This window comes from Nitrosomonas marina (assembly GCF_900110145.1).
GTDB lineage: Bacteria > Pseudomonadota > Gammaproteobacteria > Burkholderiales > Nitrosomonadaceae > Nitrosomonas > Nitrosomonas marina.
In genome coordinates this window covers 39827-60669 of sequence record NZ_FOCP01000011.1, presented here as the reverse complement: position 1 = coordinate 60669, position 20843 = coordinate 39827, and the positions used below count along the sequence as shown (strand labels likewise).

19 protein-coding genes are annotated in these 20843 nt (G+C 49.1%); 10 read left to right on the top strand and 9 right to left on the bottom strand.

Annotation, left to right across the window (positions count from 1 at the left end; translation table 11 throughout):
- Positions 1-68 precede the first annotated feature (68 nt).
- Positions 69-1418 (bottom strand): EAL domain-containing response regulator, encoded by a 1350-nt coding sequence (locus BMX44_RS09175; protein ID WP_342708034.1) that lies wholly within the window; start codon positions 1416-1418, stop codon positions 69-71.
- 309 nt (positions 1419-1727) lie between these two features.
- On the opposite strand from BMX44_RS09175, the gene nudF reads away from it, so the two are divergent.
- Genes nudF through BMX44_RS09160 form a run of 3 tightly spaced genes read left to right on the top strand, consistent with a single transcriptional unit; the run spans position 1728 to position 4539 of the window.
- Positions 1728-2333 (top strand): ADP-ribose diphosphatase, encoded by a 606-nt coding sequence (gene nudF / locus BMX44_RS09170; protein WP_090631682.1) that lies wholly within the window; start codon positions 1728-1730, stop codon positions 2331-2333.
- A gap of 39 nt (positions 2334-2372) precedes the next feature.
- Positions 2373-3752 carry an NfeD family protein gene (locus BMX44_RS09165; RefSeq protein ID WP_090631854.1) on the top strand — a complete coding sequence of 460 codons (1380 nt, stop codon included), beginning with the start codon at positions 2373-2375 and terminating at the stop codon, positions 3750-3752.
- A 4-nt stretch (positions 3753-3756) separates the two neighbouring features.
- Entirely contained in the window at positions 3757-4539 is a 783-nt protein-coding gene (locus BMX44_RS09160; protein WP_090631674.1) for a slipin family protein, read from the top strand.
- A gap of 31 nt (positions 4540-4570) precedes the next feature.
- On the opposite strand, the gene BMX44_RS09155 is transcribed toward BMX44_RS09160, so the two are convergent.
- The gene (locus tag BMX44_RS09155; protein WP_090631669.1) at positions 4571-4987 is read right to left on the bottom strand and encodes a hypothetical protein; all 417 of its coding nucleotides are present in this window, start codon (positions 4985-4987) and stop codon (positions 4571-4573) included.
- Between the two features lie 160 nt (positions 4988-5147).
- On the opposite strand from BMX44_RS09155, the gene BMX44_RS09150 reads away from it, so the two are divergent.
- Both BMX44_RS09150 and BMX44_RS09145 read left to right on the top strand, forming a co-directional pair.
- Positions 5148-5609, top strand: coding sequence for a hypothetical protein (locus BMX44_RS09150; protein WP_090631665.1), 462 nt, complete (start codon positions 5148-5150; stop codon positions 5607-5609).
- Positions 5610-5735: 126 nt separating this feature from the next.
- Entirely contained in the window at positions 5736-6374 is a 639-nt protein-coding gene (locus tag BMX44_RS09145) for a hypothetical protein (RefSeq protein WP_090631660.1), read from the top strand.
- Between the two features lie 95 nt (positions 6375-6469).
- Here the strand turns inward: BMX44_RS09145 and BMX44_RS09140 are convergent, their stop codons facing one another.
- The 3 genes from BMX44_RS09140 to BMX44_RS09130 all read right to left on the bottom strand — a co-directional run bounded on the left by BMX44_RS09140 (position 6470) and on the right by BMX44_RS09130 (position 8636).
- Entirely contained in the window at positions 6470-7303 is an 834-nt protein-coding gene (locus BMX44_RS09140) for a mechanosensitive ion channel family protein (protein ID WP_090631657.1), read from the bottom strand.
- Positions 7304-7807: 504 nt separating this feature from the next.
- The gene (gene dtd, locus BMX44_RS09135; RefSeq protein ID WP_090631653.1) at positions 7808-8254 is read right to left on the bottom strand and encodes a D-aminoacyl-tRNA deacylase; all 447 of its coding nucleotides are present in this window, start codon (positions 8252-8254) and stop codon (positions 7808-7810) included.
- 7 nt (positions 8255-8261) lie between these two features.
- Complete coding sequence (locus BMX44_RS09130) at positions 8262-8636, bottom strand: hypothetical protein (protein WP_090631649.1); 375 nt, start codon at positions 8634-8636, stop codon at positions 8262-8264.
- Between the two features lie 361 nt (positions 8637-8997).
- On the opposite strand from BMX44_RS09130, the gene BMX44_RS09120 reads away from it, so the two are divergent.
- On the top strand, positions 8998-9336 hold the full coding sequence (locus tag BMX44_RS09120; RefSeq protein WP_143056914.1) for a hypothetical protein: 339 nt from the start codon (positions 8998-9000) through the stop codon (positions 9334-9336).
- 10 nt (positions 9337-9346) lie between these two features.
- Here BMX44_RS09120 and BMX44_RS09115 read toward each other — a convergent pair whose 3' ends face one another.
- Positions 9347-9778, bottom strand: coding sequence for a GNAT family N-acetyltransferase (locus tag BMX44_RS09115; RefSeq protein ID WP_177167718.1), 432 nt, complete (start codon positions 9776-9778; stop codon positions 9347-9349).
- 243 nt (positions 9779-10021) lie between these two features.
- Between BMX44_RS09115 and BMX44_RS09110 the strand changes: the two genes are divergently transcribed.
- Positions 10022-13867 carry an ATP-binding protein gene (locus BMX44_RS09110; protein ID WP_342708033.1) on the top strand — a complete coding sequence of 1282 codons (3846 nt, stop codon included), beginning with the start codon at positions 10022-10024 and terminating at the stop codon, positions 13865-13867.
- Between the two features lie 25 nt (positions 13868-13892).
- Here the strand turns inward: BMX44_RS09110 and BMX44_RS09105 are convergent, their stop codons facing one another.
- From BMX44_RS09105 to BMX44_RS09095, 3 genes are all read right to left on the bottom strand, one after another.
- On the bottom strand, positions 13893-14864 hold the full coding sequence (locus BMX44_RS09105) for a 2-hydroxyacid dehydrogenase (RefSeq protein WP_090631631.1): 972 nt from the start codon (positions 14862-14864) through the stop codon (positions 13893-13895).
- A gap of 39 nt (positions 14865-14903) precedes the next feature.
- Complete coding sequence (locus BMX44_RS09100) at positions 14904-15533, bottom strand: dienelactone hydrolase family protein (RefSeq protein WP_090631627.1); 630 nt, start codon at positions 15531-15533, stop codon at positions 14904-14906.
- Positions 15534-16190: 657 nt separating this feature from the next.
- Positions 16191-16574: a RidA family protein gene (locus BMX44_RS09095; RefSeq protein WP_090631623.1), complete on the bottom strand. Its 384-nt coding sequence runs from the start codon at positions 16572-16574 to the stop codon at positions 16191-16193.
- Positions 16575-16683: 109 nt separating this feature from the next.
- On the opposite strand from BMX44_RS09095, the gene sbcB reads away from it, so the two are divergent.
- From sbcB to BMX44_RS09080, 3 genes are all read left to right on the top strand, one after another.
- Positions 16684-18159 carry an exodeoxyribonuclease I gene (gene sbcB / locus BMX44_RS09090; RefSeq protein WP_090631620.1) on the top strand — a complete coding sequence of 492 codons (1476 nt, stop codon included), beginning with the start codon at positions 16684-16686 and terminating at the stop codon, positions 18157-18159.
- 89 nt (positions 18160-18248) lie between these two features.
- Positions 18249-19760, top strand: a complete 1512-nt coding sequence (ilvA, locus tag BMX44_RS09085) for a threonine ammonia-lyase, biosynthetic (RefSeq protein ID WP_090631616.1) — start codon at positions 18249-18251, stop codon at positions 19758-19760.
- A gap of 36 nt (positions 19761-19796) precedes the next feature.
- The gene (locus BMX44_RS09080) at positions 19797-20843 is read left to right on the top strand and encodes a hypothetical protein (protein WP_090631612.1); all 1047 of its coding nucleotides are present in this window, start codon (positions 19797-19799) and stop codon (positions 20841-20843) included.

Here is a 20843-nt window from a genome sequence, read left to right as displayed (position 1 = left end):
TACACTGTATTGCAATTGGTTTTGATAAAGAATTGTTACTAACTCGTTGATTTGAAAGGGATTGAAAGTCAGGCGGTGTTTGCGATCAGGCCGTTATGCAAACGATTCTCCCAATCGCTCATCCATTGTTCAAAATCCTCGGCCTTGAGCGGTTTCGAGATGAAGTTGCCTTGGGCGAAATCGCAACCTGTTTTGCGTATGAACGTCCAGTCTTCTTCATCCGCTACACCTTCTGCTACGACCTCCATACCCAGTTGCTTTGCCATGGAGAGACTGGCATCGTACATGGCACGTAACGTTTCGTCTGCCCACGCGCGATGTACAAAACTCTGATCAATTTTGAGTTCGTCAAAAGGAATGTCGCGTAATTGTGCCATTGATGAATGACCAGTGCCAAAATCGTCGATCGACAAATGAAACCGCTTTAAACGTAATCGGGTCAAAATCTCGAGTGGCACGCGCGAGTCGGCGTCCATTAATTGACTTTCTGTTACTTCAAGTACAATGTTCTGCGGTGACAATCCGTTTTCAATGGCAAGATTAACGACCAGATCCTGAAAATCCAATGATGTCAGGTTATCCATTGAAACATTGGTGGCTACGCGCAGCACAATGCCTTTTTCCTGCCAGATTCTGGCCTGGGTAAGTGCCTGTTTCAGAACCAGGCAAGTCAGATCGTTGATCAGTCCACACTGTTCGGCAATATGGATGAATTGGCCTGGCATCACCAGTCCATCCGAAGGGTGATGCCAGCGTACCAGCGTTTCAACACCAATGATTTTGCCCGTGGCCATCGTTACTTTGGGTTGATAGTAATTGACCAGTTCACGGTTGGTTATTGCTGCCTGTAGCGATTCTGCGCTGTACGTTTTTTTTTCGGATACCGGTTGCTGCTGCTTCTCGGGCGGGGCCCATTTCGTGATAAGTGCGCTCAATTTATCGGGACTGACCGGTTTATGCAGATAGCCCAGCATGGGTATCCGGTGCGCGTGCACGAGTTTTTCTGCAGTTTTAAGCATTCGCTCATCTTCGCCGCTGACCAGTATGAGGCTGCCAGGGAATTTGCGTTCGACCAAATAGCGGACAAATTCGATGCCATCCATGTTCGGCATGTTGAGATCAAGTAAAATCAGATCTGGGCACGTGTCTTGCCGGTCAATCCGGGCCAGTGCGTCGGTTCCGTTATCACATGCATCTACTGATTCAAAACCCTGGTTATTCAGCATTTTGGTCAGAATTTTCAACATGAAAGTATCGTCGTCGACTATTAGAATTTTTATTTCGGAGGCACTATGCATGATATTTTCTTTGAGTGCTGCGCATTCGGAAACTATAAAGTGGTAATGTTGTTTCCATAACGTATTGTTTGTCAATAAATTCTGTTTGTTAGAGCCAAGTCTGGATATTTTGGAGCCCATTATTCATTTTCTCAGCAACCTTAAATCTAGCAGGGGATTTTGAATTGTGCAATGAAGAATTGTGCAGTGAAATTGGGGCGATAGACATGTTGTTTCGACCAGCCGGGCGATAAACCGTAAGTTTTCGAGCACTGATATTGCGCATTGTTGGCTGAATCAATTATCGCCTTGTGGTATAGACTGAACTGATCATCCGTTCGGGTTTTTTATACTGGAGTGACTGTTTTTAATTTTTGCACATAATATCTTCCCACACTATACTGTCCAGTAAAAGCACTGATGTGAAAAGGAAGGAACAAGGAAGCGACAATGGCGCACGACAAGGATCTGCAGATTCTCGAGCAAGCAGTCTGTTATCAGGGTTTTTTTCGCATAGACCGGTATCGGTTGCGTCATCGCCTGTTCAGTGGCGGTTGGAGTCAGCCAATCGTACGTGAGTTGTTCGAGCGCGGACATGCGGCTGCAGTGCTGCCTTACGATCCTGACAGAGATGAAGTCATTCTGATTGAGCAATTCCGTGTCGGCGCTATGAGCGCGCCCGGCGGTCCGTGGTTGCTTGAGATCGTTGCAGGTATTATCGAAGATGGTGAACAGGCGGATGAAGTCGTCAAGCGTGAAAGTGTTGAAGAAGCGGGTTGCGTTGTCGCTGATTTGATTCCTTTGTATGATTACCTGGTCAGTCCCGGCGGCATGACCGAGCGAGTTGCTTTGTTTTGCGGCCGGGTAGACGCGGCACGTGCGGGCGGTATTTTTGGTGTGGCGCATGAAGGCGAGGATATCCGGGTACATGTTGTTGCTTACGACACTGCGCTGCAGTATCTGAGATCAGGAAAAATCAATTCCGCCAGCGCAATCATTGCATTACAATGGCTGGCATTAAATCGCGATCAGGTTCGAACGCAATGGATGGGGTAAGCAATGCCGTATGAACTGTTTCTGAGGTGGACTGGAAACATGCGCTATTCAGTTACAAGCCGCGCTATTATTTTTCTCCTGTTTATTTGCTGGTCACCAGTATTGACCGCGCAGAATACCGGGCAGGCATTATGGCTGAGTGTGAACGGTGCCATTGGTCCAGCTATCAATGACTATCTGCAGCGCGGTTTTGACAAAGCGATCGAACAGAACAGTCAGGTGATTATTTTGCAGCTGGATACACCGGGCGGACTCGACGCTTCCATGCGTGAAATAATTCGCAGCATAATCGCATCACCAGTGCCGGTAGCTGTTTTTGTGTCGCCCAGTGGCGCACGTGCGGCTAGTGCCGGTACGTATATTCTGTATGCTGGCCATATTGCCGCCATGGCGCCAGCCACAAATCTTGGAGCGGCAACGCCGGTGCAGATCGGTGGTCTTCCAGGTTCGCCTGACAAGGATATGTTTGAACGGTCTCGGGACAGCAATGAGGAGGAAACACAACTTGCAGACCCCATGTCAAATAAAATCATCAACGATGCAGTGGCTTATATCCGCGGTCTGGCACAAATGCGCGGTCGTAATGCCGAATGGGCGGAAAAAGCAGTGCGCCAGGCAGCCAGCCTGACCGCTGAAGAAGCCCTGGAAAACGGTGTCATCGATCTTATTGCAGAAAATATTCCGGATCTGTTGGCCAAGATCGACGGGCGCACCGTCAATGTTCTGGGTAATTCTCGAACATTATCCACTCAGCATATTTCTATTGAGCATTTTGAACCCGATTGGCGTACCCGGCTGCTGGCGATTATTACCGATCCGAATATCGCCTATATACTGATGTTGCTCGGCATATATGCACTGATTTTCGAGTTTTCCAACCCCGGTATGATTTTTCCGGGTGTTGTGGGCGCCGTTTGTCTGGTGCTTGCGTTGTTCGCGTTCCAGGTGCTGCCTATCAATTATGCAGGGCTTGCACTGCTGCTTTTTGGTATTGCTTTCATGCTGGCGGAAGTTTTCGTGCCAAGTTTTGGTGCCCTGGGCATCGGTGGCATGATTGCATTCGTTATCGGTTCCGTTATGCTGCTGGATACGGGAGTACCTGGATACGGTGTATCGATTCCGCTGATTGTGACATTCGCTTTACTGTCAGCCGCGTTTTTCCTGCTGGTGTTGGGTATGGCGATCAAGGCGCGGCAGCGTCCGGTGGTTAGTGGAGCTGAACATATCATGCACTGTACCGGTGAGGTGTTGAATGATTTCTCTGCGCAGGGATGGGTCAGAGTTCAGGGCGAGCGGTGGGAGGCGCAGACAAGTACGCCACTCAAGCGCGGCGAAAGGGTTCGTGTGGTGGCGATAGACGGACTGGTTTTAAAGGTTGAGCCCTATTCAAATAAAGCTACTCAATTCATGGAGGATTAGTCTGATGGAAATCGTATTGATTATTCTGAGTATCGTCATTCTTTTTCTCGCCAGTGCGTTTAGAGTACTGCGAGAATATGAACGCGGCGTGGTGTTTCAGTTGGGCCGGTTCTGGAAAGTCAAAGGTCCGGGGCTCATTATTATTGTGCCTGTTATCCAGACCATGGTGCGTGTTGATCTCAGAACCATCGTCATGGACGTGCCAAGCCAGGACGTGATTTCACGTGATAATGTTTCCGTTAAAGTAAACGCGGTGATTTACTTCCGCGTGGTTAATCCCGAGCGCGCCATTATTCAGGTAGAAGACTTTGACGCTGCCACGAGTCAACTGGCACAGACGACGCTGCGTTCGGTGCTGGGGCAGCATGAACTCGACGAGATGCTGGCCAGCCGTGACAAACTGAACGACGATATTCAGAAAATTCTGGATGAACAGACAGAAGCCTGGGGTATTAAAGTTGCCAATGTCGAAATCAAGCATGTCGACATCAATGAATCCATGATCCGCGCCATTGCCAAGCAGGCCGAGGCCGAACGCGAGCGGCGCGCCAAAATTATTCATGCCGAAGGAGAATTGCAGGCGTCGCAGCATCTGCTGGAAGCATCGCAGGTGCTGGTTAAAGAGCCGCAGGCACTGCAACTGCGCTATTTACAGACACTCACCGAGATTGCCGGTGAGAAGAATTCAACTATTGTTTTTCCACTGCCTATGGAAATCCTTGTGCCGTTTCAAAAGATTCTTGAAAAACAGGCGCAAGAGCAGAAAAGCAAACCAGAAAGCGCTTGATTTTATTGTGCTCGATCGAATGGCTGGGTGATTATGCCAGATCATCCGAATAAAGCGTCTTGTCCATATTAACTCTGAATTGAGATAAAAGCGGGTTATAGGCTTCGTTAGCAACCGGCCCGACAATTTTTTGGGACAGATCCAGGAAGTTCGTTTTAACAAGCGGGTGAGGTGTTTTTGTACCTTCGGTATAGCTGTCGGCAATTAACCTGCCCATGATGAATTTATCTGCGCCGAGTTGCTGGTGCTTGGTCAAGCTTTCGACAATGATGAAATTATCCGGCATCTTGCCCAGATTGACCGCTTCGTCAATGCTGCTGTTGGTATTATCGATAATCGGAATGACATCACGCTTGTTCACATCGCCTTTAACGTTCTGCCAGGTCCGTTTGACTTCCGTTTGAGTCTCGGATTTGGGTTTGGGCCTGGTTCTACCTTCCGTAATCACGGGCGACAAGTCAGCGTGGAAAATTTTTCCCGTATCGCTTTTTTTGAGATTGGAACGTCAGTCACCGCCAAAAACGCCGATTTCGAAATACGGGTTTTTACTGATGTATTTGCTTTTGCTAACTCCGGAATTGCTTTTATCTTTGCCCAGCTGAAATCTGTTGGCAAGAAATAAGTGGGCCTGTTTGCCTCTTCTAAACAAAACGGAAGAGGGCATTGATTTACTGGTGCAGTGCTTATCGCTGGATCCGGACGGTCGTTATGGCCGCTATGTCCTTAGCCGTTTCTGGTGCAAAACATTATCAGCCGCTGCCGAACAGATTGCCGCCAATGGCACTTTACAGACTTCCGGCGATCTGCGCAAAGCCATCACCGAAATCCTGCTCACCAAGGCTGCCGGTGGCGAACAAAAAGCGGTGCTCGATGCGTTACTGACATTGGACGAAAACGCGCAACAACCGTTTGATGTGCTGATTCTCGCGTTGCAAGCTTTAAATGACCGCTCGGTATTGCAGCATGTCGCGCGCGAAAAGCGTGATGTGGTGTTGGACGTCATGGCCAGTACCAAGTCAGAAGATGATCCTGATACGAAAGAAACGGATTCAGTTGACCATGTCAAATAATGAATAACATTTTATAAACAAGTAATTGGCAATTAAAAATGCAGGCTGAGTGGCATTTTTTGGTGCATCCTGTCACAATCTCTTGTTTTTATAAATGTGTGCTAACCCGATAGCATTTGAGTATTCATGAGTTACCTCAAATTAACCAATCATCAATTTGACTCTGTCGGCCATTGGGATCGGCCACTGGCGACAACACACATACCCCGCGCGCGCGATCTGGCGCTGTTTGACCAGAACGGCTACGATCTGACCGATCTGGAACAACGCTATGCCGAAGCCAACCAGAGACAGGTGCAGGCACACCGAGACCACCGGCATGCCGTAAAAGCGCCGTGGTTTGTACAACCCGAACGGGTTGAAGGCGCTGTGCTGAATCATAGCTTATTGTTTGAGCGCAAGGGGTATAGTGGAGAAGCATTGCAGCAATTGGAACAATGGGCAAAATCCAATCCGCTAATTTACAAGATTATTCGTATTCGTCCGAAATGGGGCCTTGATTTCAGCATGGACTACGCTGATCGCAATGGCAATGTGTTCGAGGTGCTGCACTGGGAATATGATGGTTTCGATTACCACGAAGTCGAAGCCCGTAAGCAGCAGTTGGAAACCCGATTTGCCGCCATTGACTGGGATGATGCGGCCGCACGTATCCTGAAACAAAAAGACCAATGGTACCATCTTGATTTTTTCGCACAAAGCGACTGGAAATGCAATTACTTCGGTATCGTCAAGGAGCGCTTTAAGATGGTTATCTGGGCGTAGCGATTCCGACACGCTCCCTGAACAGACGAACATACGCTCAATTCAAGATCAGGACATCTTTGGCTGGCGGTAGGTATGCTGCATGGATCCCGATATCAACTGCTTTTCCAGCTAGTTTGATAAACCCGTTCCAGCACGCCTTGCGTTATATGATGCTCCAGTTCGACGGCTTTATCGGTGGGACAAAAGATGATGACGGTGATTACGCTTTTGGCATATTCATTGGTGCTGATCATGACGCGTGGTTCAGGTCCCGCGATGTCGACGCCGGTCCTGTGTTCAATAAATGTATTGTAGCGGCGGGCGATCTCGATGAAGTCAGTCGAGAGTATGTCGATTTCGTTGATAATCCATTGTGGCATCGCCGCAACATTCAGGTGTGGCTCAATGGTGATGCTGAAACGGTGAAACACATAGCGTTTGAAAAAGTTCAGGTTTCTGATTGATTCGGACAGAAACAGGCTGTTCGGTATCACAATGGTTCTGCCGGTAAAGCTGTAGCTGTTGGGCGTTTTGTCAAGTTCCTGCAGTGTGGTGGAGAGCATGTTGTAATCGATGACCTCGCCTTGATGCGTGCCGATTTCAATCCAGTCGCCGATAGTAAAAGCACCTGTACCCGCGCGCAGCATGGCGCCGCTGAAGCACAGGATCAATTCCTTGATTGCGATCACCAGTGCCAGCGTTACGGCGGCAATTGAAATTGCAAATTCGCTTAATTCCGGCCACCAGATCGCCAGCAGGCCAAAAAAAATGATCAGCCAACTGGAATTTTTGACGCTGGTAATCCAATGCCGTTGCGCTTCTGTCAAAATTGCGCGGTTACGCTTGACCAGATAGACCAGTGCAACCCGTAAAGTCAGCAGAACCACCACCAAAGCGCAGCTTTGGGCAAACTGGTTGCCAAAAAAATCAATGGTTAATTCAGACATGTGTGTCGGGTATAAGTATAAATGATGGCTGTCACATATTTAAAACGAAAATACCTGCAGCGCAGATCAATTGCCAGCCAGGTGATAAATCAAAATACTTTTAAATTCCCCTTCTGGTTTTGTCGAAAAGCCCGGTCAATGTTAAAAGCCTTGGAAAAGGAAATCAATTGTATTCGAAAGTGCCGTCATCATAGTGCCCCTTTAGGAGTTGAGCCGGAATACTATGGCCACTATTTGAATTTAAGAATTTTTTTATAATTTTATTCAATTCACAGCATGATGCTGATGCTTCAATAATGGCACCTGCAGTGCATGACAATAACCATTATTTTCTGTCTATGTGTAAATAAAGGCTGTTTGCAAAGGTGTTGCAGAAATCTAGGAAACTCCAAATCCATCACACAGTTGACGATGGATATCTTAAATCGGTTTTATTTGAATCGCTTTATGGGTTAGTTCTATGATCGTCTGGTTCAAAGTGCCATAGAGTAGCCACGTATAGCTTCATGAAGCCGAAACACGCAGCGTAAACGTTACCGGTCCGCTGTTGATCAGCGCCACTTGCATGTCGGCGCCGAATTCGCCGTATTGTGTGCCCGGATGAATAGTGTCTGTGGCCGTTTGAAGATACCCGAACAATTTGCGTCCTTTCTCCGGTGGAGCCGATCTTGTAAAGCTTGGGCGGTTGCCGCTATTGGTATCTGCAGCCAGGGTAAACTGGGGTACGATCAGTAGTCCACCGTTGATGGCTCGCAGGCTGAGATTCATCCGGCCCTGTTCGTCAGGGAAAATACGGTAATTCACGATGCGTTCCAGCAGTCGATCGGCCTGTTTCTCGGTGTCTTCCTGTTCTACGGCGACCAACGCCAGAATACCTGTGCCGATAGCGCCGATTTTCCGGTCGTTAACGGTTACACTGGCATTGCTGACACGCTGGATGACGCTGATCATGATTGCTTTATCGGGTTTGTATCGGCGCAGGTGGCTTGCAGTAAAAGCGTGAAGGAAATTCCTCGTTGCGCCGCCGGTTGCGTATAACATCGCCGCCTTCAGCCACGCACGCCGCGATTGACTGATCAAGGCTTGGAAAATATTCGTTACTGCCTGGCTCTGCAGATGTGGCTGGCACGCGTGCACGGATTCTGGCGCAGATCTCATGTTCATCTGCTTTGGGCGTTTCTTTTTCGACCGCTGGCAGCGGACATAACCGGCAAGGATCGCCAGGGCACAGACAGCCTTCGCAGCCAGCCTGGGCAGGGGCTGCCAACAGCATTAACCAGAAGCCAAAGATAAATGCAATGAAATAGTTGAAATAGTTGAAGTAAATGTTCATAACAAGATTATGTTTTATCAGGTTGAGTGACGCTCCGGTGTCTTGTCAGTAGAGTAAAAGGCGTATCGAAAATTTGTGTATAAATTATTTGTTTTTATGGTCAGCACCAGGATACCTGTTCGTGAGCCGGATAACGGCCTTGCGGGCGTCTTTCTTGTCCGGTTCTCGCAGTCCGTACCTCCTGATTTTATACTGCCTTACCAATTGCAACAGCCTTATCGTCGATTCAAGATTCAATATTATTATTGTCGCTTCATCCTGTGGAAAACGCAAAAAAACATCGTGCCATTCTTGACGGTAACGCAAAATGGGCAAATACTTTTTGTATTGCATTTAATACATACTTCTACAAGGGATCGCAATGAAAGTGTTCATAGTTTTATTGATGACCGGTATATGCATTTCACTGGCACATGCCGAAATGAGTGAAAATCTTCAGAAGCTGCAGCATCGGGCGAATGCAGCCTATGAGCAGATGATGAAAGCCAGAAAAGAAGCCGAGTATCTGGAAAAAGATGTGGCATTTGCCGAGAAGGAACTGCAGGCCGCCAAGCGACGGTTAAGTGATATCGAACGTGAAACCGAACAGACGCGGCAGAAGTCGGCTGACGCTAAGAAAAGACTGGAGCGGGCAACTGCCCAGTGGCAGGAAGCGTCAGACCAGCTGGATCGCGCCTGGTTGCAATCCGGGCGGCAGTAATAAATCCTGTTTATAAAGAACGGGCCATTCTGACGTGCGGTATGCCTGCCTCCATGAATGTGCCACCGCTGACCTGAAAGCCATACTTTTCATAAAAGCCAGCCGCATTGGTCTGCGCGTTCAATGTAACTTCCGTCATTCCCCGGTTTTTGGCCTCGTCGATCAGAAGATGCAGCATGGCGCTGCCTATTCCGCTGTTGCGCCACGGTTTCAGTACCGCCATACGGCCAATTCGGCCGTCAGGTAACAGCCGCGCGGTACCGATGGGTTCGCCGTCAGGTCCGGTTGCCAGCACATGCATACTTACCGCGTCAAACGCGTCCCATTCAAGTTCTTCGGGCACATGCTGTTCGTGAATAAAAACCGTCTTACGGACGATGCTTAGCTGAATCGATTCGTCCCGCCACTGAACAATGCGAACCTGGTATCGCTTCAGATCCATTGTGGGAGGATAGTTGTCATTTTACGCATGATTGTCGATTAAAACGGATTATTGTGCGCTTGTAAACAGCATGATTTATGAAAGCGAATGGAAATCACACAGTGAGCGGCGGTCTGTGCAAATATCTGCTACCATGGTCTTGGCATAGTCAATAATTCTTCCGGATAAATAGTTATTTGGATGTTGACGAAAACTGAATGATAAAACCGTACCACGGTTGCCGGTTATTGCGAGGACATAACCATGCAAATGAGATTTACTTCGCTGACACAGCGTTTTGCTGTCTGGTTTACACTGGTTTCTTTGTTACCGATTCTGGTTATCGGCAACAGCTTTTTGCATACGTTTGCAAGTGAAATTCAGAAAACGGAAATCGAGAATCTGTCCGCCATAGCGGATAAAAAGGTTGAGCAGATCAACACTTATTTTCAGGAACGGATGCTCGATGCCAATTTGCTGCATGACGCAATCGCCACACGAGAGGCCATGCAAGGGTTTACTGAGGTCTTTGAAACACAGGGCGTCGAATCTGAGGCGTATCAACAGCTGGACGCCAGATATCGGGGGCATTTCGGGCGTTTTGTCGAGGACGCCAGTTATTATGATCTGTTCCTGATTTCACTAAGAGGCGATATTGTCTACACACAAAGCCATGAGTCCGATTTCGCGACAAACCTGATCACCGGACCCTACAGTAAAACGGGCCTGGGTCAGGTGGCGCAGCATGCATTGAATTATCTGGAAAGTTCGATTTCTGATTTTGAGTTTTATGAGCCGTCGCATGGCGCCATCGCAGCTTTTATCGGATATCCGATTATTATCGGTGGTGAAATTGTCGGTGTACTGGCGCTGCAGATCTTCAGCGAGCATGTTTTTGATGTGTTGTCCAACAATGTCGGACTGGGCGCAACAGGCGACACTGTGGTAGTACGTCTCGAGAATGAAAATACAGCGCTCGTGATGGCGCCGCTCAGTACGGATAGCGATGCCGCCTTGAAAAGAACGATTCAGCTGGACACACCCTATTCAGCCGCGCTGAAAAATGCGTTGTCGGGCAATACTGGCGGAGCCGTTACGCGGGATTACCGTGATAAAGAGGTCGTGGCAGTCTGGCGCTATTTGCCGCTCATGAACTGGGGTATGGTGGTGAAAAAAGACGTCGACGAAGCGTTTGCCAACGTCAACCAAATCAGACAATATAGCCTGATCATTTTGGGTGTTACGTTGCTGGGCGTTATTTTTGGCGCGTTTCTGTTCAATCGCCGGGTCGTTACGCCTTTGAAGCAACTGAACCGCGGTGCCATGGAGATCGCTGCGGGCAATCTGCATCAGCGTGTTTCGATTGCTGGCTGGAACGAAATGCGTCAGCTCGGGCATACGTTCAACATTATGGTGGAGCGATTGAACGCCAGCAACCAGGAACGTAGGAATGCCGAGGCAAATCTACGTCACCTGAATCAGGAATTGGAAACCCGGGTCGAATTGCGCACGGCTGATCTGAAGCGGGCCAATGCAGCCCTGGCTATCAAGGAAGAGGAAACACGTTCTGTTGTCGAGCATATGGTCGACTGCGTGGTGACGACGGATCATATCGGCGTGGTGCTGTCTGCAAACCCCGTAGTGGAAAAATTATTTGGCTACACGCCGGAAGAAATCATCGGACAGAATGTTGCTATTCTGGTGCCCGAGCCAGACCGGTCCCAGCATGCCTACTACATGGAGCGGTACTGTTTGACCGGCCAGGGTCAGAAATATGTTGGACGACCTCATATGAAGGGACAGCATGGTATCGGTCTGGGGCGTGAGGTCGAAGCAGTGCACAAAAACGGTGAACTTATTCCTGTATATCTCGCGGTCAGCGAGTATTTCGTTGGCGAGGAGCGGCATTTCACTGGCGTCATGCGCGATATGCGTGAACATGTCCGTATTATGAAAGATCTGGAGCAGGCCAGGAATGATGCAGAGGCGGCGAACAGGGCGAAATCCGCCTTTCTTGCTGCGATGAGCCATGAGATCCGTACCCCAATGAATGGCGTGATCGGCATGATCGATGTGCTCAGGCAAACCAGTTTGAGCGGCTACCAGATGGAAATGGCAAACCTGATTCGTGATTCGGCCTATGCGCTGTTGTCAATTATCGAAGACATCCTGGATTTTTCCAAAATTGAGGCCGGCAAACTCGAAATCGAAAAAATACCCATGCCGTTAGCCAGCGTCGTGGAAAACGCATGCGGCATGCTTGCACACCTTGCGCTCAGCAAGAACGTGGAGTTGACCCTGTTTATCGATCCGGAAATACCGGATAACGTATTGGGTGATCCGTTGCGTATTCGGCAGATACTGGTCAACGTAATCAATAATGCCATCAAATTTTCCAGCAAGCAGGAAAAGCCGGGCAAGGTATCGGTACGGGTGCTGTTGACCGAATCCGAACCCGAACAGATTTTGGTAACATTCCAGATCACCGATAACGGCATCGGCATGAACAAGGAAACGCTGGAAAAGCTTTTCAGATCTTTTTCCCAGGGTGATCCTTCAACCACACGCCGTTTCGGTGGTACCGGTCTTGGGCTGGCTATTTCTCATCATCTGGCTGAGTTGATGAGTGCGGAAATCACAGTTCAAAGCAGGCCGGAAGAAGGTTCCACATTCGTCATACAAATGCCCTTCAAGCCGCTGCCCGCTACCGAAGAGGCGCAGCGTAAGTCAACCGAATTGACCGGCCTATGCTGCCTGATTATCGGCAATCATAAGGGGCTGGGTAACGATTTGGAGGTGTATTTAAAAAGTGGCGGAGCGCGCGTCGAACATGTGAGTGGTTTGAACGCGGCCCTTGAATATATTAAAAACCTGAAGTCAGGTATGTGGCTGGTAGTGATAGACGCCGGACATCAGGAGGCGCCGATCGAGGATTTGCGGGTGGCGTTCAGTAATCGTTCCGACGCGTTGCAATCCCGTCTGGAGCCACACTTTATTATCATCAAGCGCGGCCGTCGCCGACAGGCGCGGGTTGAAGATGTCGATATCGTTTCACTTGATGGCGATGTCATGTATCGCCAGTCATTGATGCGCGCCATTGAACTTGCCGCTGGCAGAGTAGAGCCAGAAGAGGAAAAAACACCGCTGGATGCTACGATCAAGTCAAGACCGTTGCCGGTTTCACGCGGCGAAGCACTCAAACAGGGCAGGTTGATACTGGTGGCAGAAGGCAATGAGATCAATCAGAAGGTAATCAAGCAGCAACTGACACTGCTGGGTTATGCTGCGGATATCGCCAATGATGGGCGCGAAGCACTGGGGCGCTGGGAAAATACAGATTACGGCTTGTTGCTCACAGATTTGCATATGCCGGAAATAGATGGGTTTGAACTGACTAAAAGCATTCGTGAACAAGAGTCGAACACAAAAGCAAAACCGATACCGATTGTCGCGCTGACAGCCAATGCGTTGAAAGGAGAGCGAGAACACTGCCTGGAGTCCGGTATGGATGATTATTTGAGCAAGCCGGTGCAACTCGACGATTTGCGGATCACGCTGGAAAAATATCTGCCGGCTGGCAAGCCTGTTACGGCAGATCGGGTAAAGTCGATGAAACAATCTGAAGCGGCGGAACGGGCCGATTCGACTCAGCAAGACGACTCGGCAGCGCAGGCTGAAATTATAACGGCGGAGAAAAACGATAAGGTTGCAAAAACGGAAAAATCGCAGAATGAATCGTCGGTGCAAATTCCTGTTGATGTGCGGGTGCTCGAAAAACTTATCGGCGATGATCAGGAGACCATTCAGGATATGCTTCGGGATTTTCGTGAGAATGCGGCGCAAATTGCAGCATCGCTGCATAGCGCTTTTCAGACCGGCAAACTGGCGGTCGTGGGGTCAACCGCACATAAGCTAAAATCTTCATCACGTTCGGTAGGTGCTGTGAGACTGGGGGAATTATGCGAACAAATGGAGCACGCAGGAAAAAACGACGACCAGAAATCGCTGGATTTACTATTACCGGAATTCGATGTGGAACTCAGGCGTGTAGAGGCTTATCTCGATGCGTTGCTGGCCACTGACAAGCTGCCGGATAAACCCCGTGTTTAAACTTTAAGCGCTACTTTGTAGGTGATTAATGTGAATCAGTGGTGGCTGTCACCTGATTAAACGGTTTGTGATGAAAAAAATTATGAATATTGTCCGCGATCTGGTTGAGCAGGCGTTGACGGGACTCTTTGCTTGCCCAGGCAACATGCGGTGTGACGATCAGGTTCGGTTGCCGGTATTGCAACAGCCTGTTGTCATGTGATGGCGGCTCTTCAGGCAAAACGTCCAGACCTGCGCCCGCAATGCGACCGGTGATCAGGGCATGGAGTAAATCGTCTTCATTGACAATTGCACCGCGCGCTGTATTAATGAGAAATGCCGTGGGTTTTATCAAACTCAGTTCGCGCTGGCCGATGAGATGCCGTGTTTCATCCAGAAGCGGGCAGTGTAAAGTTATAAAATCGGATTGCTGCAGTACAGTATCAAACGCCGTTCTGCCAGCGCGTGGTGGCTGACCCTTATGATCAGCGACAAGTACGCGCATTCCGAAAGCGCCCGCGACTTCTGATACTGCCCGCCCCAATTCGCCAAATCCGATAATGCCAAGCACCTTGCCGGATAGCTCCTGTATGCTGAAATCAAGCGGACAAAAATGCCTGCTGGTCTGCCAGCGACCGTCATTTACCAGTTGCCGGTAAGGTTCAAAATTGCATGAAAGATTCAGCATCAGCATAAAAACATGCTGAACCACAGCTGGTGTTGCGTAGCCACGGACATTACAGACAGCAATGTTGCGTTCGGCAGCAGTGGTCAGGTCAATATTGTTATAGCCTGTTGCCGCGATGCAGATCAGTTTGAGTCTTTGTGCGCTGTTGATTATGTCGTGGGTCATTGAAAATTTGTTACAGACAACGATTTCCGCATTTTTGATGCGATCAGCAACTTGGTCGGGGTCCGTTTCGTCATGGAATTGCCAGGGAGATATGACCTGTTCCAGCGCAGTGCAATCCATATCACCGCGTGTAACAGAACCGAAATCCAGAAAGACAGCACTCATAAAACAAATCCTTGGTAAAAGTTGATATCAAAAAGACGATTATTTCAGGTATTTCAGAAACCAGTCGGCAGCATGTTGCGCAGCCTGTTCGAGCGTGCCGGATTCTTCAAACAAATGTGTAGCATTGGGAACCAGTGTAAGTAGTTTCTCACATTCCAATGAAGTGAATGCCTGCTGGTTCAACTCGATGACGCCATAGTCCGCGCCGCCAACAATAAGCAGTGTCGGTGCGGTGACGCTGTGCAACGCAGCTTTGCTGGCCAGATCTGGGCGGCCACCACGAGATACTACTGCTGAAATTTGTGTGCCCAGGCTGGCTGCGGCTTGTAAAGCGGCAGCTGCGCCGGTGCTCGCACCAAAGTAACCCATTGGCAGCGTTTCTGCATCCTGCCGCGCTTGCAGCCAGATTGTGGCGGCTGTCAGGCGCTGTGTTAACAGATCAATATCAAAACGTGATGAATAGTGTCGATCTTCTTCCTGTGACAACAGGTCGAACAACAGCGTACCGATATTATATTGCTGAAGTATGTGTGCCACAAACAGGTTGCGCGGGCTTAGTCGGCTGCTGCCGCTGCCGTGTGCAAATAATACAACGCCTTTAGCATCGGCGGGTAAAATCAGTTCGCCCTCAAGTTTGGCCGACTCTGCTGAAATACTGACTGTACTCATAATATCGCTCTCCAAATTACGACAGGTATGGCCATGCTCCCTATAGAGCTAATATACATGATTTGAAAAATAAGGTGTGTGTCAGGCTGAATTGATATAAATACTGCGATCGTCCTGTTCTGAATGATGCAACCTGTTAACAACCCCAGGCTTAACAGATTACCGTTTTTACATCCTGGAGAACGGGATGTAGTCTGAATTAGTTCACGTTTATAAATGGATTATTACAAAAAATGTCTGGAGCGCCTGTTGAGGGCTTTCAATCGGATTCCGGGCAATCAGACTGAAGCCGACGCCCAGATACCATATGTATGAAATGGATAAATCATTCCTGTAGATAATGCTTGACGTCAAAGGACAGGATGGGTTTTACTTGGTATTTCAGTAAAACAATTATTTTTAGCTAACGTCAAGGGAAAACATCATGAGAAAATTGGTAATTATTGCATTGTGTATATTTATTCCGAGCTACATTTATCTGATGATCAAGTATTTCTAATTAAGTGATCAGCAAAATAGCTTCAATAGCCCGGCAAGTACAAAATGCCGTTGTCGGGCGCTGTATAACGATCAATTAACTGGCCATCAATTGGGGTGCGGTCAGACAGGTTCATGTTAAATCGGGCCGGACAGTTTTCCCATGTCGATTCTGCCAAACTAATCACCACAATATGCGGTTACCTGGATTTCAATTTTCATTCTTGGATCAGACAGACCGGCCGTCAGCATCATCGCCGAAGGCCTGACATCGCCAAAATATTTTCGTGTCACCGGGAAACACTTTGGGAAATCGTCGACATCAGGCAAAACATAGGTAACTCGCACGACATCTTTCAAGCTGCTGCCGGCTTCCCGCAAAGCGGCATCGATATTCAGAAAACATTGTTCGGCTTGTTCCAGCAGGTCGTCGGATATGGTCATCGTGCTGTAGTCGAATCCTGTGGTGCCGGATACCATGACCCAATCGCCAGCTCGAACAGCGCGTGAATAACCGATCTCCTGCTCGAACGTGGAGCCTGAACTGATGCGTTGACGCGTCATAACGTGTTTCTCCTTTAATCATGAATTTTGAAAAAAACGTCACTATAATGCGATTAACACGGGAATTCAAAACAGTTTCGATTGAAAAGTAAACGCAATAACCCTGTAAATGACAACAACACTATACTGGCACGATTATGAAACATTTGGTGCAGATCCAAGAATCGATCGGCCTGTGCAGTTTGCCGGCGTGCGCACCGATGAGGCGTTCAATGAAATAGATAAACCGCTGGTCATTTACTGCAAGCCGCCGCACGATATTCTGCCACATCCTGCTGCCTGTCTGATTACCGGTATTACACCCCAGCAGGCTGAGACGCAGGGAATACCGGAGGTTGAGTTTATCGACAAGATACATACGGAACTGGCGCAGCCCGGTACCTGTGGTGTCGGATACAATAGCCTGCGTTTCGACGATGAAGTTACGCGTTACACACTTTACCGAAATTTTTACGATCCGTATGCGCGGGAATGGCAAAATGGCAATACGCGCTGGGATATTATCGATCTGGTGCGAATGACATACGCATTGCGTCCGGAAGGAATAGAATGGCCGAAACGTGAAGCAGAGCATGTCAGACACACAGGACGCAATGCCGTTAACCTGGTGCCGAGTTTTCGTCTTGAAGATCTCACCACTGCAAACGGTATTGATCATGGTGCTGCGCATGACGCCCTGTCCGATGTTCGTGCCACGATCGGTCTCGCACGATTGTTGCACGAACGGCAACCGCGCCTGTATCACTGGCTGTTTCAGTTGCGTTACAAACGACGAGCGGCTGAATTGCTGGATGTTGTTCAGCATACGCCGGTGGTGCACAGTTCCCGCATGTATCCGTCTAAGAATGGCTGCACGACACTGGTAATGCCGCTTGCTGCCGAGCCCGACAACCCTAACAGTACGCTTGTCTATGATCTTCGCCATGATCCGGAGGCATTTCTGGATCTTGATGTCTCGGAACTGAGTAAACTGCTGTTTACGCGTACGGAAGATTTTCCTGATGGCGCCCAGCGTTTGCCGGTCAAATCAATTAAAGTCAACAAATGCCCTGCGCTCGCGCCGCGTAATACCCTGAATGCCCGGGCAGCAGCACATATTGAAATTGATCTCGACCGCTGCCAGCAGCATTGGAAGAAGCTTGTTGATCATTGTGCGCAAACTGATTTTGTGCAGCGCGTCGTGCTTGCCTACAGCAGCAGAACATTCGAGCCGGTTGCCGATGTCGATATGGCGTTGTATGACGGTTTTATAGATCAGGCAGATATGCCGTTGCTCGCACAAATCAGGCGCGCCACGCCGCCGGAACTGGCCAGGGCCCGGTTTGATTTTCAGGACCGGCGTCTGGCCGAGTTGCTGTTTCGTTACCGTGCCCGCAACTGGCCAGAAACGCTATCAACCGAGGAATTGCAACGGTGGCAGCAGCTGCGCGGCCAGCGATTGACGCAGACGGCGGCCAACAGTCTCACGCTGGCCGATTACACAGCGCAGATAGCCAGGTTGCGCGACGAACACGCGGATAATGTTAAGGCACAGGCGATACTCGATGCACTGGACCACTGGGGTAACGATCTGATGAATTTTTGATCATAACGTGCCATGCTAAAATCACTGGCTTAAAATAGATGCATTGTTAAAATAATGAACCTGATTCTTTGCGATTTTTCCGGGCGGTTATGAAAAAAAATTATCTAGAAAGCATTCTTACGGCACAAGTTTACGACGTAGCGGAAGAAACGCCGCTGGAGAATATCCCTAATCTGTCAGCACGCATTCATAATCAGGTATTGCTCAAGCGCGAGGACCTGCAGCAGGTTTTTTCATTCAAACTGCGTGGCGCTTATAACAAAATGCTCAAATTGCCGCCAGAAATCCGTAACCGCGGTGTGGTGGCTGCTTCCGCAGGCAATCATGCGCAAGGTGTGGCGCTGGCGGCAAAAAAGCTCGGCTGTAGCGCAACAATCGTGATGCCCGTGACGACCCCGCAGATAAAAGTACAGGCGGTAATGGCACGCGGCGCGACTGTGGTGCTGCATGGCGATTCCTACAATGATGCCTATGATCATGCTATGGAATTGACCGAGTCGCAGCAGGCGACATTTATTCATCCCTATGACGACCCGGATGTGATCGCCGGGCAGGGCACCATCGGTATGGAAATTCTGCGTCAGCACACCGGAAAAATTCATGCGATTTTTGTGCCGGTTGGCGGCGGCGGGTTGATTGCGGGTATTGCAGTCTACGTCAAAAGACTGTATCCAGATACAAAAATAATCGGTGTGGAGCCGGTCGATGCCAACTCATTATATCGTTCGTTACAGAGCGGGCGGCGCGTCAAGCTGACGCAAGCCGGCCTGTTCGCCGATGGTGTTGCCGTCAAGCAGGTCGGCAAGGAAACATTTCGACTGTGTCGCGAGTTTGTCGACGAGGTGATACTGGTCGACACCGATGCCATGTGTGCTGCAATCAAGGATGTGTTCGAGGATACGCGCAGTATTCTGGAGCCGTCAGGTGCGTTGTCGATCGCCGGTTTGAAGGCGTATGTGGAACGGGAGAACATACTTCACGAAACACTGATTGGTATTGCTACGGGCGCAAACATGAATTTTGATCGTCTGCGTCATATTTCCGAACGTGCGGAGATCGGTGAGCACCGCGAGGCTGTCATGGCGGTCACCATTCCGGAAAAACCGGGCAGTTTTAAGAAGTTTTGCAATTTGCTGGGTGCAAAAAGTATTACCGAGTTTAATTATCGTTACGCTGATCCCAGCGAGGCGCACGTGTTTGTCGGCGTGTCGGTACGTAACCGCGAGGAAACCGAGAAACTGATTGCCGATTTGCGCGAAAGCGGGCTTAATACCGAAGATATGAGCAATAATGAAATGGCTAAGCTGCATATCCGTCATCTGGTCGGCGGTCATGCGCCGGAAATCGAAAATGAAATACTGTACCGGTTCGAGTTTCCGGACCGGCCTGGCGCGCTGATGGATTTTCTGAATGCCATGAGTCATAACTGGAACATCAGTCTGTTCCATTACCGTAATCACGGTGCCGATTACGGGCGGGTCCTGATCGGTATCCAGGTGCCGCCCGAGCAAAAACCGGATTTCAAGGCATTCCTGGATCAGCTGGGCTATCGTTATTGGGACGAAAGTAAAAATCCGGCGTACAAATTGTTTCTGGGCTGATTAGTTACATATCATGAATACATGGGGAGCCATCAAATGAATGAATATATCGCGGAGTTATCGAATCTTTTTTCCGTAGATTCACTGGTTGAAAGGAGCTTGCTGGAAATCGCACTGATTGTGCTGCCGACAATTTTGCTGGCTGTCGTGTTGTTCGGCTATATTTCATTCGTCAAAACAAAGTTCTTGCAATGGACAATCTATTTGGCCTGCTTTGTGCTCATCGTGATTTATTTGCCTTATGAGCTAATGCGGCAGTCGACCGAAATGTCCAGGGCGCAGGCGAATGTAAAAGAAATGCATGCCACGCTGCAGGAGTTTCTCGATACCGCCAGTCTGGGTTATATGAACAGCCTGAATAGCGAGCCGGTGGCCGCCGAGATGCTTGATGAACTGATCGACGGCCTGGGCGCACATGAGAAGAAAGAGCTGATCGTGATCTCCTGGCTCATGGCTGAGAATGAAAAACAGGCGTTCGGCAAAATAGATGACAGGCAAAAACTGCTGGCCGATGATATCAAAACCAGCGTCAGCTCGGCGAAAAGCGAAATTATCGGCTCCCGGGCACCCGTTGAAAAAATTTCCGGTGACGTGGTCAAACGTCTCGAGATCGAGGTCAATCATCTGCTGGCGGAGAAAATGGGTAGCTTCAAGCAGGAAATTGATACCGTTTTGGATGGATTTGAAAGTGATATTAATACCTTCATCCAGACCGAATTGAATAATTACCAGGAAAAACTTGCCGGCATCACCCAGCAGAATGTCGAGGAACTGCGTGATTATTCTAACAAGGCCAGTCAGTCAATCGCACGGCATGTCAAGCGAATCAACCAGGAGTCCCTGCAAAAACTGGATGAAACCAAAGACAGCCTGGATGGCATTGGCGCTGCGATCAGTAACATCGATCTGCAGTCAGTAATTAGTCAAATCGCGCTGCTTTCTTCCAGGCTGGAGGCCGCACAGCAGAAAAATGACATTCTGTTTGAATACAACGAATGCATGCGGTCAACGGGTATGCTGGACCTTGCCGGCAAAAAGGAACAGTGCAAGGAAACGCTCGAAAGTGCGCTGGCCGAATTATAG